Origin of the sequence: Micromonospora sp. NBC_01699 (assembly GCF_036250065.1) — a bacterium.
Lineage (GTDB): Bacteria > Actinomycetota > Actinomycetes > Mycobacteriales > Micromonosporaceae > Micromonospora_G.
In genome coordinates, this window is sequence record NZ_CP109199.1 from 454,954 (window position 1) to 470,102 (window position 15,149).

13 protein-coding genes are annotated in these 15,149 nt (G+C 70.4%); 10 read left to right on the forward strand and 3 right to left on the reverse strand.

The annotated features are described in order from the left end of the window. Nucleotides 1–176: 176 nt before the first annotated feature. On the forward strand, nucleotides 177–794 hold the full coding sequence (locus tag OG792_RS02075) for a dTDP-4-dehydrorhamnose 3,5-epimerase family protein (protein ID WP_329106812.1): 618 nt from the start codon (nucleotides 177–179) through the stop codon (nucleotides 792–794). Between the two features lie 37 nt (nucleotides 795–831). Here the strand turns inward: OG792_RS02075 and OG792_RS02080 are convergent, their stop codons facing one another. Further along, complete coding sequence (locus tag OG792_RS02080) at nucleotides 832–3,585, reverse strand: LuxR family transcriptional regulator (RefSeq protein WP_329106813.1); 2,754 nt, start codon at nucleotides 3,583–3,585, stop codon at nucleotides 832–834. 85 nt (nucleotides 3,586–3,670) lie between these two features. After that, complete coding sequence (locus OG792_RS02085; protein WP_329106815.1) at nucleotides 3,671–4,915, reverse strand: class I SAM-dependent methyltransferase; 1,245 nt, start codon at nucleotides 4,913–4,915, stop codon at nucleotides 3,671–3,673. Between the two features lie 369 nt (nucleotides 4,916–5,284). On the opposite strand from OG792_RS02085, the gene OG792_RS02090 reads away from it, so the two are divergent. The 4 genes from OG792_RS02090 to OG792_RS02105 all read left to right on the forward strand — a co-directional run bounded on the left by OG792_RS02090 (nucleotide 5,285) and on the right by OG792_RS02105 (nucleotide 9,737). Further along, entirely contained in the window at nucleotides 5,285–6,445 is a 1,161-nt protein-coding gene (locus OG792_RS02090; RefSeq protein WP_329106817.1) for a DegT/DnrJ/EryC1/StrS family aminotransferase, read from the forward strand. Then, nucleotides 6,442–7,500, forward strand: coding sequence for a glucose-1-phosphate thymidylyltransferase (locus tag OG792_RS02095; RefSeq protein WP_329106819.1), 1,059 nt, complete (start codon nucleotides 6,442–6,444; stop codon nucleotides 7,498–7,500). The genes OG792_RS02090 and OG792_RS02095 overlap by 4 nt, the downstream gene beginning before the upstream one ends. 72 nt (nucleotides 7,501–7,572) lie before the next feature. Continuing rightward, entirely contained in the window at nucleotides 7,573–8,295 is a 723-nt protein-coding gene (locus tag OG792_RS02100) for a class I SAM-dependent methyltransferase (RefSeq protein WP_329106821.1), read from the forward strand. Beyond that, nucleotides 8,292–9,737 (forward strand): NDP-hexose 2,3-dehydratase family protein, encoded by a 1,446-nt coding sequence (locus OG792_RS02105; protein WP_442932362.1) that lies wholly within the window; start codon nucleotides 8,292–8,294, stop codon nucleotides 9,735–9,737. Before OG792_RS02100 ends, OG792_RS02105 begins: the two co-directional genes overlap by 4 nt. 74 nt (nucleotides 9,738–9,811) lie before the next feature. Here OG792_RS02105 and OG792_RS02110 read toward each other — a convergent pair whose 3' ends face one another. Beyond that, nucleotides 9,812–10,282: a YybH family protein gene (locus OG792_RS02110; RefSeq protein WP_329106823.1), complete on the reverse strand. Its 471-nt coding sequence runs from the start codon at nucleotides 10,280–10,282 to the stop codon at nucleotides 9,812–9,814. A gap of 415 nt (nucleotides 10,283–10,697) precedes the next feature. Here OG792_RS02110 and OG792_RS02115 point away from each other — a divergent pair, with 415 nt between their 5' ends. The 5 genes from OG792_RS02115 to OG792_RS02135 all read left to right on the forward strand — a co-directional run bounded on the left by OG792_RS02115 (nucleotide 10,698) and on the right by OG792_RS02135 (nucleotide 15,012). Further along, nucleotides 10,698–11,249 (forward strand): RNA polymerase sigma factor, encoded by a 552-nt coding sequence (locus tag OG792_RS02115; RefSeq protein WP_329106825.1) that lies wholly within the window; start codon nucleotides 10,698–10,700, stop codon nucleotides 11,247–11,249. Beyond that, the gene (locus tag OG792_RS02120; RefSeq protein WP_329106827.1) at nucleotides 11,246–12,040 is read left to right on the forward strand and encodes a zf-HC2 domain-containing protein; all 795 of its coding nucleotides are present in this window, start codon (nucleotides 11,246–11,248) and stop codon (nucleotides 12,038–12,040) included. Before OG792_RS02115 ends, OG792_RS02120 begins: the two co-directional genes overlap by 4 nt. 169 nt (nucleotides 12,041–12,209) lie before the next feature. After that, on the forward strand, nucleotides 12,210–13,013 hold the full coding sequence (locus tag OG792_RS02125) for an ABC transporter ATP-binding protein (protein ID WP_329106829.1): 804 nt from the start codon (nucleotides 12,210–12,212) through the stop codon (nucleotides 13,011–13,013). Then, the gene (locus OG792_RS02130) at nucleotides 13,010–14,401 is read left to right on the forward strand and encodes a hypothetical protein (protein ID WP_329106831.1); all 1,392 of its coding nucleotides are present in this window, start codon (nucleotides 13,010–13,012) and stop codon (nucleotides 14,399–14,401) included. The genes OG792_RS02125 and OG792_RS02130 overlap by 4 nt, the downstream gene beginning before the upstream one ends. After that, nucleotides 14,398–15,012, forward strand: coding sequence for a hypothetical protein (locus tag OG792_RS02135; RefSeq protein WP_329106833.1), 615 nt, complete (start codon nucleotides 14,398–14,400; stop codon nucleotides 15,010–15,012). Before OG792_RS02130 ends, OG792_RS02135 begins: the two co-directional genes overlap by 4 nt. Nucleotides 15,013–15,149: the final 137 nt, after the last annotated feature.

A 15,149-nucleotide genomic window follows, 5' to 3' on the forward strand; every position in this document is an offset into this window, starting at 1 on the left:
CTGTAAACAGGGGTGCGGCTAATTGGATCGCCCTTGACATCGGGTCGTACGGAAAACATATTTGACGGTGAGGTGCCGGGGCGTATGGCGCCAGCGGGAGTGTGCATCGCACTCCGGTGCGATGACTATTGATATCCCTTCTGCTGCCGTCCGAAGGCTCTGCTGAGGAGGATCTGGTGAAGGTACGTGAACTCGCGGTCGCCGGCGCATTCGAATTCACGCCGAGCGTGCTGCCGGACAACCGGGGCGTCTTCTCGGAACTGCTACGCGTCGAATGGTGGCGCGAAATCCTGGGGCGGGACCTGCCGGTGGCCCAGGTGAACTGCACGGTCAACCACCGCAACGTGGTGCGCGGCGTGCACTTCACCAGACTCGTCGGACAGGCCAAGTTCGTGTGCTGCCTCTACGGATCCATGAACGACGTCATCGTGGACACCCGGATCGGCTCGCCGACCTTCGGCTGCCACGACTCGGTCCGGCTCGACTCGGACAGCCTCCGGATGGTCTACCTGCCGGAGGGGGTGGGCCACGGGATCGCCTCCCTGGCGGAACAGACCACCGCCTTCTACCTCTGCTCGGCGACCTACGACGCCTCGAACGAGTTCGGGGTGCATCCGCTCGACCCGCAGCTCGGCATCGACTGGCGGGGAATGCTCGGCGGCGCCGACCCCATCCTGTCCGTACGCGACAGCACCGCCCCACCCCTCCAGACCGTGCTGGAACAGGGCCTTCTGCCGCGCTACCAGGAGTGCCTGGAGGTCTACCGGACGGTCGGTGCGATGGAATCGAGGTGACCGGTCCGGACCCGGGGCGGCGCGGGTCCGCCGACGCTCAGCCGGCGTCGGCGACCTCGTACCGGAGGCTGGCCGGCAGGTGCGTCCGCCGGCTCACCCGCAGCTTCCGGTACACCTGGGTGAGGTGCTGTTCCACCGTGCTCACGGTGATGTGTAGCCGACGGCTGATCTCGCGGTTGGTGTAGCCCAGCGCGGCCAGCGCGCCGACCCTGCGCTCGGCCGCGCTCAGCTCCTCCGTACCGGGCAACGGGGTGGCCGGGTCCCGGTCCGGCGGCGGCGGGCCGTCGGACTCGCCGCCGGTGGACCATCTCGCCGTACGGGCGGCCCGCCGCGCGGCCAACCGGGCCTTGTCGTGGTCGCCGAGCGCCTGGTACGCCTGGCTCAGCTCGGTGAGCGAGTGGGTCAGTTCGGACGGGTGCCCGACGGCCTCGAAGGCCCGGGTGGCCTCGCTCAGCAGCGTGATCCGGGCCTGCGGCGCACTGGTCCGGGCGATGATCCACAAAGCTCCGGCCCGGATCCGGCCGAACCCGGACGGGCAGCGGTCGAGCTGCTCACCGGCCAGATCCCGGGCCCGGTCCGGCTGCCCCAACCGCAGGTACGCCGTTGCCGCGCCGAGCCGCCACGGCGCCAGCGTGGCCAGGTCGAGTCCCCAGTGGGCCATCAGCTCCCCGCAGGCGAGGAAGTCACCCAGGGCCGCCTGCGCGCGATCGACGGCCAGCCAGTAGTGGCCACGGGCGTAGCGGTAACGCAACCCGTCGCGGGTCTCCATCGCCGGCGCGGGCAGGTCGGACCAGGACACGTCGCCGAGCTCGTCGTACCGGCCGGTCAGGCTCAGCGACAGCAGTAGCGACGCCTGCGGCACGCTGACCGCCCAACCCCAACTCTCCCGGTCGAGCCGGTCGAGCGCGGTCCGGGCGTACCGCTCGGCCCCCGCCAGGTCGCCCTGTTGGCCGGCGATCTCCGACCGGATCCCGGCGAGGATCGCGGCCGCGGTCACCGCGCCCTGGTCGGTGGCCTGCTCCAGGAAGCCGTCGCACCACCGCGCGGCCTGGTCGGCCCGGTCGGCGTACACCAGCGCCTGTAGGGCGAAGACGACCGGTTCGAGGGCGGTCACGCCCACCTTCGCGCCCTCCAGGACCTGCTCGGCGGCGGCCAGGACCTGCTCGTCGGCGGTCCCGCGCAGCACCGCGACCAGGACGGCCGTCGCACGGCTGTACGGATCGACGGCCGGCCATCCGACCCCGCCCGACCCGGCGCCGCCGGCAAGGGCGGGGAAACGCCCCGCCACCGCCGGCATGGTGACGGCGAGCCATTCGCGCAGTGCCCGCAGCTCGCCGAGCAGCCAGGCCGAGGTCCCGTCCGAGGATCCGGCGAGCCGGCCGACCACGTCGAGCGCCTCCTCCACCCGGCCGTGCCAGAGCAGGCGGCGGGCCAGGTCGACGCCGCAACGCCCACCTAGATCGCCGTCGCGCAGCGCCCGTCCGAGCCCGGCCAGGTGCCGACCGGCCGCGGCCGGGTTCACCTCCCATTCCGCACGGACCAGGAGGGCGGTGAGTTCCGCGCGCTGCCGGCCGTCGGTGGCGCACTCGCGGGCCAGCCTGAGCCGGTCGGCGGCCTCGGCCACCCGGCCGTCGGACAACGCTCGTTCGGCGACCTCGCCGAGCACACCGGCGGCCCAGGGCTGGCCCGGCCCACCGGCCGCGACCAGGTGCCGGGCGACCGTCGAGGCCGGGGCGGCCTCGCGGTACAGCAGCTCGGCGGCGCGCTCGTGCCAACGGGCACGGGTCGCCCCGTCCATCTCGTCCAGCACGGCGGCGCGGGCGGCCGGATGACGGTAGGCGCCGGCGTGCAGCAGACCGGCGCGGTCCAGCAGCCGGAGCGCGCGTGCCGTGGTGCCGGTGTCGACCCCGGCGAGGCGGCCGACCAGCGCCGTCGCCGTACCGCCCCGGAGCACGGCAATCGCCCTGGCCACCGCGAGCACGTCCGGCTCGGCCCGGTAGAGGCAGGTGACCACGGCCTGGGCGAAGGCTTCGCCGAGCACCGGCCCGGCCGGGCGAACCCCACCCGTGCCGGGCAGGCGCAGGTCCTCGACCAGCGCTTCGACCAGCGCCGGGTTTCCGCCGGTGACCCGGTGACAGGCGACGGCGAGCTGACCCGCCGCCGGTTGACCGTGCTGGTCGACGAACAGTGCCCGTACCGCCGGCACGGACAGCGGTGCCAGCCGGAGCCGGTGGCAGCCCGGCTGCCGGACGAGTTCGGCCCGGAACCACGGGTCCATGACGGTCGAGGGGGCCTGGTCGCCGAGCACCAGCAGGATGCGGGCCGAATTCCGCCGACGCAGCAGCCAGAGCAGGCACTGCAACGACGGGTCGTCCGCGTGGTGCACGTCGTCCACGACGAGCACCACCGGCCGGTCGGTGGCGAGATCCAACAGTACGGAGCACCACTGCGCCACCGGCGCCGCGCTCGCCCGTTCCGCTGCCGCCGGCCCGGCTCCCGTTGCCGGTTCCGTCGGTGTCACCAGGCCGTCCCGGACGTTCCCGGGGAGCCCGGCACCGGCGAGCAACTGGCGCAGCACACCGAGCGGTACGCCGCGTTCCGCCCGCGAGCCGGTCGCGGTGAGCAGGAGCGGACCGTCCCGTGTCCACCGTTGGGTGAAGGCGTTCAACAGCGCGGTCTTCCCGCTGCCCGGGGCACCGCTGACCAGTACCGCGCCGCCGTTGCCCCGTACGCACTGCGCCCGCAGGTCCTCCAGTCGTGCCAGCTCAAGGTCCCGTTCGACCAGATCCATCCCGTGCTGCCTCCCTCGACCGGGCCCGCGTGTCCCGTCCACGGGCCCGCGCCGACGGTTCCGCCGCTGTCGCCGCTGTCGCCGCTCAGACGATGTGGACGTCGGGGACGTAGAGGATCCAGCGGCCGCCGTTCTCCCGGAAGCGCCGCTCCTTGGCCATGATCTCGTCGGCGTGGTTCCAGGCGAACAGCAGCGCGTAGTCGGGGTACGGGTTGCCGAACTCCTCGGGCGACAGCACCGGGATGTGCGAACCCGGGGTCAGTCGTCCCTGCTTCTCCGCGGTGGAGTCGAAGACGGCCGAGATCAGGTCCGGTCCGATGCCGCAGTAGTTCGCCACGGTCGCGCTCTTCGCGGTGGCCCCGTAACCGACGATGGTGTGGCCCTTCGAACGCAGGTCATGCAGCAGGGCGACCAGGTCGTCCCGGGTCCGGCTGATGTTCGCCGCGAACCGCTCGTACGTGTCCGGTGTGCCGAGCCCGAGGGCGTGCTCCCGGGCGAGCAGCTCCGCGACGGCGGGGTCGGGCTCCCGGGAGCCGGTACGGGCGACGGTGTACCGCACCGCGCCACCGTGTACGGACAGCCGCTCGGCGTTGATCAGCGAGAAGCCGTACGTGGCGGCCATCGCCTGGACCGACTGGATCGAGAAGAGATAGAAGTGCTCGTCGTAGATCTGGTCGAAGTAGGTGTGCTCGATGATGTCGCCGAGGTAGCGGTCCTCGAAGATGAACACCCCGTTCGGCGCGAGCAGCGCGTCCACGCCCCGGAAGATCGAGCCGATGTAGGCGATGTGGCTGATGGTGTTCGCGGAGAAGATGACGTCGGCGGGGCCATTCTCGGCCCGGATCGCCCGAGCGGACGTCTCCTCGAAGAACTCGACCCGTACCCGGATGCCCTTCGCCCGGGCGACGGTGGCCGCGCCGCCGGACGGGTCGACGCCCAGGTGCCGGATGCCCGCGTTGGCGATGTCCTGGAGCAGGATGCCGTCGTTGCTGCCGACCTCGACCGCGAACGGGTCCGGCCCGGTCAGCTCGGTCTCCAGCAGGTGCCGGGCGGTCTGCTCGAAGTGCTTGCGCATCACCGCGGAGCCGGACGACCGGTACGGGTAGTCCAGGCGGAACATCTGGTCCCGGGGCACCTCCTCCAACTGTTGGACCATCGTGCAGGTCGTACAGAAGCCCACGGCCAGCCGGAAGAAGACCTCCGCGTCGGCCCGGTCGGGATCGACGAACGCGCTGGACACGGGCTGCTGCCCGAAGTCGAGGCATTCCTGGACGGCGCCGCCGCAGACGCGGCACTCGGCTACGGTCGGCGGTACGTCGTTGCCAAGCACTTAGGCAACCCCCTCGATAATTGTGGCGAGCCGGGACGAGGTCGGGCAGCCGTTGCTCGCCGCACGCGCCGGGCCCGGGTGGGAACAGTCACTGATTCCACGCTACGTGCGACAGCCTGTACCAGCGCATATCCCCCTGTCATCTCCGAGTGTGCGCGTCGATACCGCAACACGGAAGATGCGGCGCCGGACAGCGAAGCTTGACGATATGCTTTGTGTTTGGCTCGACCAGTGGTAATGCGGAGCGAATTTTTCAGCTGTGACGTCTTTCCGTGCCTGGTTTGCTCGTCGCGGAGCGTAGCGGGCCGGGGCGGGAGTTCGGGCGCGGTACCGCACCGAACGGGGGACGTCCGCACCGTCGGAGGAAAGATGATCAATATCTCCCAGCCCAATCTCGGCGCCGAGGAACTCGAAGCCGTACGCGAGGTGTTCGCCGGAAACTGGCTGGGGTACGGCCCCCGGACCAAGAGGTTCGAGGCGGAGTTCGCCGAGTACCTGGACGTCGAGCCCGAGCGCCTCATCTTCATCAATTCGGCCACCTCCGGCCTGTTCCTGGCCATGGAGCTGCTCGACCTCGGCCCCGGCGACGACGTGCTGCTGCCGTCGGTCAGCTTCATCGCCGCGGCCAACGCCATCGCGTCCACCGGCGCCCGTCCGGTCTTCTGCGACGTGGACCCGCACACGCTCAACCCCTCGGTCGCCGACATCGAGCGGGCGCTGACCAAGCGGACCAGGGCGGTGCTGGTACTGCACTACGGCGGCCACCCCGGCGACCTGGTCAACATCGCCGCGTTCTGCCGGGAGCGCGGCCTTCCGCTGATCGAGGACGTGGCCGTGTCGATCGCCTCCGCGGTCGACGGCCAGCGCGTCGGCACCTTCGGCGACATCGCCACCTGGAGTTTCGACTCCCGCAAGGTGATCACTACGGGTGACGGCGGCATGCTCTATGTACGCGACCCGGAACTCGGCTACCGTGCCCAGCGACTCGCCTACCACGGCGTGGACGACCGCAGCGCCTTCACCACCGCGTCCAAGGTGGCCCACCGCTGGTGGGAGCTGAGCATCCACGACGTCGGCCGGCGGCTCATCGGCAACGACATGACCGCGGCGATCGGCAGCGTACAGCTGCGTCGGCTGCCCGGCTTCGTGGAGTGGCGCCGCGCGATCAGCGAGACGTACGACCGGTTGCTGGGCGACGTCGAGGGCATCCGTCTCCCCCCACGGCTGCCGGCCGGGCACGAGTCGACCCACTACTTCTACTGGATCCAGCTCGACCCGGCCATCCGCGACCAGGTGGCCGAGGACCTGCTGGAACGCGGCATCTACACGACGTTCCGCTACGAGCCGCTGCACACCGTGCCGCTCTTCCAGTCCGACGCGGTCCTGCCCGGGACCGCGCAGGCATCCGCCGCCACCCTGCTGCTCCCCATCCACCAGGGACTCGACGACGCCGAGGTCCGGACCGTGGCCGGCGAACTGTGCAAGGCCGTCGAACACCGACGGTCGGCCGTGAGGGGAGCACTGTCATGAAGGCACTGGTGTTGTCGGGCGGGTCGGGTACCCGCCTGAGACCTTTCAGCTACTCGATGCCCAAACAGCTCATCCCGATCGCCAACAAACCCGTGCTTGAGTACGTCCTGGAAAGCATCCGCGATGCGGGCATCACCGACATTGGCATCGTCGTCGGTGATTGGGCGTCCGCCATCGACGAGGCCATCGGCGACGGGTCCCGCCTCGGCGTACGGGTCACCTACATCCGGCAGGACGAGCCGCGCGGCCTGGGGCACTGCGTCGCGATCGCCCGCGACTTCCTCGGCGACGACGACTTCGTGATGTACCTGGGCGACAACTTCCTGCCGGACGGAATCCTCCGGAGCACCGAGGAGTTCACCGCCCGCCGGCCGGCCGCCCAGGTGCTGGTGTACAAGGTCGCCGACCCGCGTCAGTTCGGCATCGTGGAGCTGGACCAGCACGGCAACGTACGGGGGCTGGTGGAGAAACCCGAGCAGCCGGTCAGCGACCTGGCCGTGGTCGGGGTCTACTTCTTCACCTCGGCGATCCACGACGCGGTCGACGCGATCCCACCCAGCGCACGCGGCGAACTGGAGATCACCGACGCGATCCAGTGGCTGCTCACCAACGGTGCCGAGGTCAGGGCGATCGAATACCAGGGCTACTGGAAGGACACCGGACGTACCGAGGACGTGCTCGAATGCAACCGGCACCAGCTCGGGGCACTGCGGTCGGCCAACCTCGGTGACGTCGACGACGCCAGCGAGCTCGTCGGCCAGGTGGTGATCGGACCCGGTGCGCGGGTGCTGCGGTCCCGGATCGAGGGACCGGTGGTCGTCGGGGCGAACACCGTGGTCGAGGCGAGCAACATCGGGCCGTACACCGCCATCGGCGAGAACTGCCTGGTCCGGACGACGAACCTGGGCGACTCGATAGTGCTCGACGGCGCATCGATCTCGGACGTACCCGGACTGCGGGGATCGCTCATCGGCCGCTCGGCCACCATCCGCTCGCGGGCCACCGGACGCCGGATGGTGGTCGGGGACGACGCGTGGATCGAGTTGGCCGCGTGACAGCCGCGCCCCACCCCCGGCCGCACCTGGCGATACCGGGTACGGCCCGACCACGGCGGAACAGGGGGTCCGATGTTCGGCGATGACCTCGCCCGGGTCTACGACCTGGTCTACCGGGCCCGTGGCCAGGACTTCGACCGCGAGGCCGAGCTGGTGACCGAGATCGTCCGCGCCCGCCGGCCGGACGCGACCTCGCTGCTCGATGTCGGCTGCGGAACCGGAGAGCACCTGCTGACCCTGAGCGGGGCATTCGACCACGTCGAGGGCCTCGACCTGTCCGGGCCGATGGTCTCGGTCGCCCGGACCAAGCTGCCCGGCGTCGAGATCCACCTGCGGGACATGCGCGACTTCGACCTCGGTCGGCGCTTCGACGCGGTGATCTCGCTGTCCACCGCGGTCGCGTACCTGCCGTCGGTGGCGGCGCTGCGGGTCACGCTCACCCGAATGGTGGCGCACCTCGCGCCCGGCGGCGTACTGGTCGTGGAGCCCTGGTACTTCCCGGAGAACTACCTCGACGGCTACATCGCCGGCGACATCATCCGGCGCCCCGAGATGACCGTGGCCCGGGTGTCGCACAGCCGCGAGCGGGACGGAGCCACCCACATCGAGAGCCACTGGACGGTCGCCGACCGGCACGGCATTCGGCACTTCACCGAGAACCACGTGTTCGGGCTGTGGACGCGGGAGCAGTACGAGGCCGCGTTCGAGAACGCCGGTTGCAAGACGGAGTACATCGGTGACGTCCAGGCCGGCCGTGGCCTGTTCGTCGGATGGCGGGGAGGAGACGTACGATGACCGACCTTGACCTGGGCACCGGCTTCCCGGGCCGGGCGGCCCGGGAAGCGACGTTCGTCCCACCCGGCCCACGGCTGCGGCCCCGCGAGGACACCACACTGCCCGGCCGGTTCACCTACTCCGCCCAGATCAGGACCACCGGGGCGGGCATGCCCACGGCGCGGTTCCCCGAGTGGCTCGCCGGCCGGAAGCAGGCCCACCACTTCCGGGTGGACCGCATCCCGTTCGACCAGCTCGACGGCTGGTCGTTCGACCCGGACCGGGGCAACCTGGGGCACCGCAGCGGCCGGTTCTTCACGGTCGAGGGGCTGCACGTGACCGTCGAGGAGGGGCCGTTCCCGGAGTGGCAGCAGCCGATCATCGTCCAGCCGGAGGTCGGGATCCTGGGCATCCTGACGAAGGAGTTCAACGGCGTACTGCACTTCCTGATGCAGGCGAAGATGGAGCCGGGAAACCCGAACCTGCTGCAACTCTCCCCGACGGTCCAGGCCACCCGGAGCAACTACACAAGGGTGCACCAGGGCGGGGAGGTGAAGTACCTGGAGTACTTCACCCGGCGGGACCGGGGGCGGGTGCTGGCCGACGTCCTACAGTCCGAGCACGGCTCCTGGTTCTTCCGCAAGGTCAACCGGAACATGATCGTCGAAACCGACGAGGACGTCCCGCTCGACGACGACTTCTGCTGGCTGACCCTGGGCCAGATCGGTGAGCTGCTGCGCCTCGACAACGTGGTCAACATGGACTCCCGTACCGTCCTGGCCTGCGCGCCGGCCTGGCCCGCCGACTCCGGCGCGCTGCACTCCGACATCGACCTGCTGTCCTGGATCACCGACGAGCGGGCCCGGCACCAGGTGTCCGCCCGGCTGATCCCGCTGGACAGGGTCAGCGACTGGGTACGCGGCGGGTCCTCCATCGACCACGTGCGCAACTGGTACTTCCGGGTGATGGCGGTGGCGGTCCAGGCCGGGAACCGCGAGGTGGCCGGCTGGACCCAGCCGCTGTTCGAACCGCTCGGGACGGGTATCGCCGCCTTCCTGGTACGGCGCTTCGGCGGCGTACCCCACCTGCTGGCCCAGGCCAGGGTCGAGGGCGGCTTCCTCGACACGGTCGAACTGGGGCCGACGGTGCAGCTCACGCCGAACTACCACGACCACCTGACCGGCCCGAGCCGCCCGCCGTTCCTCGACCTGGTACGCGACGCGGAGGCCCGGACGATCCGCTACGACGCCGTCCACTCCGAGGAGGGCGGCCGGTTCTACCACGCCGAAAGCCGCTACCTGATCATCGAGGCCGAGCCGGACCAGGCGCCGATCGATCCACCGCCCGGCTTCTGCTGGGTCACCAGCGGTCAGCTGAACTCGCTCGTACGGCACGGTCACTACGTCAACGTCCAGGCCCGCACCCTGCTGTCCGTACTCAACTCACGAGCGGTCGACCTCTGATCCGCCCCCGGCCGACGCTGGCGCTCCCGCGTTGTGGGTACGCGGGAGCGCCAGTTGTGCGCCGGTCCCCTTCGTCAGGGAATCGTGGTGTTGGCGGCGAGCAGGAGAAGCCACTGGCCGCGTTCGTAGGTGAAGGTCTGTGACGTGATGAAATGCATGTTGATGCCGATCGCGGGATTGCTGAACCGCGACTCGAGAACCAGCAGCGCGGTTCCGCAACCGTCGACGATCCGCTGGTACTCCACAAAGGTGGACACGAAATCCACGGCGAAGAGGTTGGTCAGATGCGCCTCGATCGTCGCCTTGCCGGGAAGGTAGGCCCCGGTCGGATCGATCTCCACGGCGTCCTGCCGGTAGGTGGGCATCAGCCGAGTCAGGTCGCGGGCCTGGAAGGCCACGTCACGCTTTCGGACGACCTGGTCGAACCGCTGCGCGCATCCGGGGCGCCAGTGGTTCTGGTCCTGATGCTTCGGACCCGCCTGGGCCGGCGCTACCAGAAAACCACCCAGGATTACTACCAGAAATACGGTGGCGAACTTCTTCACGCGATCCCTCCCTGCTGCGATATCGATGACTGTTTTCCTGTGCGGAAATATGTATCCGGTGGTGAGCGTCGGAGACGGGGCGGCGGCAGGCTGCCGTCGGCACCGGGCTCGGCCGGGGCCGCCGGCTGAAAAACTCGGCCGGGGCCGTCGGCTGAAGAATCGGTCGGTCGGCCGGAGCGGGCATGGGTCGTCCGGCCCGGACGATCGTCGGATGCCGTACCGGTCGGCTGGACGGGGGCCCACCCACTATGGGTCCAGCGACGACCGATCGTCTTCTCCTGCCGTGCGCTAGCGTCGCGGGGGAGGACAGACGGGCCCTGCGGTCGGTCGAGGTCGCCGGGTGCCGGTTCTGCTTTGTGACCCACGTCACGGAATATGGAGAACCGTGGCGGGCGTACCCGTCGTCTTGCTTGGTGTGAGACGAAGCTTGGACAAACTCGACGAGGGTGAGCTGCTGCGCTGCGTCGCACGCGGCGATCGGCGCGCCTTCGACGAGCTGTACCGGCGCACCGCGCCGTGGCTGACCGTACGGCTGCGTCGGCGCTGCACCGACCCGGACGTGGTGGCCGACGTGCTACAGGAGACGTACCTGGCGGTGTGGCGGTCGGCCGGCAGCCAGGCGCATGCCTCGACCGAGGGCAGCGCCCTGGGTTGGATGTGGACGATCGCGGCCCACCGACTGGTCGACGCGTTCCGTCGGCGAGCCCGGCAGGAGCGGGTGCCGGCGGTACAGACCTTCGAGAACATGGCCCCGGCGGCCGAGGACGAGGCGCTGGCCGGCGGCATCGACTCCCGCCTGGAAACAGCCCTGCTGGCACTGCCGGCGGAGTTGCGTCAGGTATTGCGGGCGATGGTCCTCGACGGGTTGACGGCACGGGAGACCTCGCTGCTGCTCGGTGTCCCGGAAGGAACTGTGAAGACCCGCGCGCGGCGGGCCCGGATCGCCATGCGGGAGGCGTTGTCATGACCACTCACCCAACACACGCCCTGATCTCCCGCTACGCCATGGGTGACGCCGGTGTCGACGACGCGACCGTCTGGGCGGTGGAGGCGCACCTGGAATCCTGCGCCGACTGCCGGGCGCTGCTGGCCGACGCCATCGACCCCGGCACGCGGGACCTGCTCGACCGGGTGGCCGACGGGGTCGCGGCGGGGATCGCCGCCAGTCCCGTCCGGAGGCGGCGCAGGCTGCTGCGGCGTACGGGGGCTGCGGCGCGGCTCCTGCCCTGGCTGGCCACGGCGGCCGGGTTGATGCTGCTCGCGGTCATGTTCGAGAAGGTCTTCGAGAGCCGACCGTCACTTGTGCTGCTGATCGCGCCGGTGGCGCCGCTGCTGCCGGTGGCCGCCGCGTGGAGCCGCTACACCGATCCCGCCTGGGAGCTGATGGCGAGCGTGCCCCGAGCCGGGTTGCGACTGCTGTTGCACCGTACGGCCGCGGTTCTGGCGGCGGTCGTGCCGATTCTGGCGGTGGCGGGCTGGGGGACCGGGCACTCGCCGGCCCAATGGTTGCTGCCGTGCCTGGCCTTCATCGCCGGCACCCTGGCGCTGGGCGGGTTGGTCGGGGTGGACCGGGCCGCACTCGGGCTGACGGTCACCTGGTCCGCGGGGGTGGTGCTGCCGAGCCTGGCCGGCAATCGACTCCCGAGCATCCTGAACGGCGACAGCTGGCCCGGATGGGTCGGGCTCACCCTGGCGTTGACGGCCGTGGTGCTCGTCCGCGCCGCAGACCACAACCGTCTCGGTACGGACCAGACCTGACCTGACCCCGGCGCCCCGAGCGCCACCACGTTCCCCGCTCCACCGGCGGCACGCCACCACATCGGCGGCCCCGCCCTCCGGGCTGCCGATTTCACGTACGGGAAGCACAGCCCCCGCCGGACATTCCACCCGCAGGTGGCGGATATGCCACACCACGAATGGAGAAATTATGATGCGCGCTGTCAGCGCGGCGGAGATATCGCCGACCACCTACGCCTGGCCGGTGCACGCCGAGAAACTGGTCGTCCGAGCCGGACGGCACGTGGCGGTCAACGAACTCGACCTGGCGCTGGGCACCGGCGTGCACGGACTGCTGGGCCCCAACGGCGCCGGCAAGACAACGCTGATGCGAGCCCTGGCCACGGTGCTGAAGCCGGCCGGCGGGCGGCTGAACCTGCTCGGCCACGACGCCACCGGCCGCGCCGACCTGCGTGAGGTACGCCGAGGGCTCGGCTACCTGCCGCAGCATTTCGGGTTCTACCCGCGCTTCACCGTACGGGAGTTCGTCGAGTACATGGCCTGGCTCAAGGAGATGCCGAAGCCGGTCGTCGCCGGTGCGGTGCAGCGGTCCATCGAACGGGTCGGCCTGGCCGACCGCGCCGACTCGAAAATGAAGACGCTGTCCGGGGGCATGCTGCGCCGCGCCGGAATCGCGCAGGCGATCGTCAACGACCCGCAGGTGCTGCTGCTCGACGAGCCCACCGTGGGCCTCGACCCGGAGCAGCGCCTCGACTTCCGCGAACTGCTGCGCGACATCGGCGTGGACAGTTGCGTACTGGTCTCCACCCACCTGGTCGAGGACGTCGCGGCCGCCTGCACCGACGTGGTGTTGATCAACGAGGGCCGGTTGGTGTGGCAGGGCAGCGCGGCGCAGCTGGCGCAGGAGGAAGACGCCGGAGCAGCCGGAGACAGCGCCACCGAGCGCGGCTACTCGGCGCTGCTACGGGCGCACCGCGAGCAGGTGAAGGCATGATGGCCCGGATCCTGCGCATCGAACTGCGCCGCTCCCCGGCCGCGTTCATCGCACTGCTGTCCATCGTGCTCGGCACCGGCCTGCTGCTGTCCTACACCGTCGGGTTCGAAGGGCGCTGGATGCAGCTGGCGGTGGCCGTACGGATGAACCTGCTGTTGATGTTGCCCTTGGCACTGGCCGGCGGAGCGTGGCTGGGCCGGCGCGACACGCTCTACCGGGTCGACGAACTGTTCGCCAGCACCGTCAGACCGCGACGGCAACGAGTCGTGCCGGCGGCGGCCGCGCTCGCGCTCGCGATGGTGAGCGCCTACCTCCTGGTCTTCCTCATCGGGGTGCCATGGGTAGCCCCGACGTCGGGATACTTCCCGGTCGCCGCGATCGCCGTCACCGTGGTCGGTGCCATCTCGCTGATCGCCGCGGGCTGGCTCGGCATGGCCGCCGGTCGGGCCGTACCCCGGTTGTTCACCGCGCCGGCGCTCGCCGTGGTCGGCGCCGCCGTGGCCGGCATAATTCCGCTGTGGATGGGTGAGCCCATGGTGGGCGGGGACGCCAAACCCGGTCCGGCGGCGCTCCTGCTCAGCCCGATCCACGACGGCAACATCGACGACTTCCAGACGATCGTGGCGCGGGTCAACACCACCCAGGCGCTGTGGCTGACGGCCCTCGCCATCACCGCACTGCTCCTGGTCGGCGCGGCCAGCCGCCGCACGGTTGCGCTGGCGGTGCTCCCGGCGGTGGTCGGTGCCGTGATCGCGGTACCGCTCCTGCCCGCCGGTGGTTACTCCGCCGCGGCCGCAGTGGACCCGGTAGCCCGGGAGCTGGTGTGCGACAGCGACGGCCCGCGGGTCTGCGTGACCCGGGTGCACGCCTACCTCCTGCCCGAGGTCGTCGGCCCGGCCCGGCAGGCCCTGACCATGCTGGCGGCGAAGTTGCCCGACGCCCCCACCCGAGTGGTGGAAAGCCCACAGCTTCACGACTGGGCACGGTCGAGCACGGACCCGGCCCCGGTCCCGCACCAGCCCGACACGCTCGGCTTCGGCCTTGCCTCGATCGGGATCGTCAGCAGCGAATTCGCCGACCCGATCTTCCTGACATTCCTGCTCGGGTCGGCCTGGGAGCAGGACTGCGACGCGAAGATGAGCGGAGAACCCGGCGGAACCGAGGGCCGGTACCTCTTCCAGGAGGTGGCCGCCGCCTGGCTGCGCGGGCAACCGAGCACCTGGCAGGCACTGATGCCCGAGGAACGCGGGCAGGCGGAAGACGCGTACCGGACGTTGACCGGCCTGCCGCCGGCCGAGCAGGGACGCCGGATGGCGCAGGCCCGCGCCGCCGCGCTGAACTGCCAGGGCGAAGATCTAATGCCATTCCTGTACGGCGAGACGCCGTGAGGTGGCTCCGGCTCTACCTGCGGTCCCGACGGGTTCCCCTCGCGCTGACCCTCGCGACGGCGGCGATCGTGCTGGTGTGGGCGTTGTGGTTTGCCTACTCCGACTCGCGGGCGATCAACGTGCGTCTGATCAGCCTCACCGTGACGCTGGCGGTAGCCGCGTTCGGCGCCACCCTCAGCGGGGCCGACGATGCCCTCGACCACACCGCGTCGATGAACTGGCCGGTACGCCGTGCCGGACACCTGGTACTCGCCGCCGGAGCGATAGTCGGACTGCTGTTGCTCACCACGATCACCGAGGCGCGTTTCGAACCGCTCACCGTCGTACTGCGCAACACCGCGGGCATGCTCGGACTCACCGCACTCGGCGCGGCGCTGCTCGGCGTCACCCGCGCCTGGATCGCCCCGCTGGCCTGGACCCTCATCGCGATCCTGCCGATGATGGGCCCCAGCGAGCACCTGAGGATGCAGGTTGCCGGTTGGTTGATCCAGCCCGCCGACACCACCGCCGCCACCGTCTGCGCCACCATCCTCGCCGCGACCGGGCTGCTCGCCTACACCCTGTACGGATGTCCCCGGCGCCCCGTGGCCCAGACGGCCCCGGACCACTGACCGGCTCCCGGGTGCCAGGTGCTGGTCCGTCGGCACCTGGCACCCGGTTGGTCGTACAAAAGATTTCCAGGGTCCGTGAAACCGCCGGGCGACAGCAGGCGTGTTGAACCGACGCCGACACGCCATCTTGATTCCCA

Excerpts from the sequence above, each read along its gene's own strand:
- OG792_RS02080 (WP_329106813.1), bottom strand. The coding sequence starts at position 3,585 with ATGGATCTGGTCGAACGGGACCTTGAGCTGGCACGACTGGAGGACCTG.
- OG792_RS02090 (WP_329106817.1), top strand. The coding sequence starts at position 5,285 with ATGATCAATATCTCCCAGCCCAATCTCGGCGCCGAGGAACTCGAAGCC.
- OG792_RS02095 (WP_329106819.1), top strand. The coding sequence starts at position 6,442 with ATGAAGGCACTGGTGTTGTCGGGCGGGTCGGGTACCCGCCTGAGACCT.
- OG792_RS02100 (WP_329106821.1), top strand. The coding sequence starts at position 7,573 with ATGTTCGGCGATGACCTCGCCCGGGTCTACGACCTGGTCTACCGGGCC.
- OG792_RS02105 (WP_442932362.1), top strand. The coding sequence starts at position 8,292 with ATGACCGACCTTGACCTGGGCACCGGCTTCCCGGGCCGGGCGGCCCGG.
- OG792_RS02120 (WP_329106827.1), top strand. The coding sequence starts at position 11,246 with ATGACCACTCACCCAACACACGCCCTGATCTCCCGCTACGCCATGGGT.
- OG792_RS02125 (WP_329106829.1), top strand. The coding sequence starts at position 12,210 with ATGATGCGCGCTGTCAGCGCGGCGGAGATATCGCCGACCACCTACGCC.
- OG792_RS02130 (WP_329106831.1), top strand. The coding sequence starts at position 13,010 with ATGATGGCCCGGATCCTGCGCATCGAACTGCGCCGCTCCCCGGCCGCG.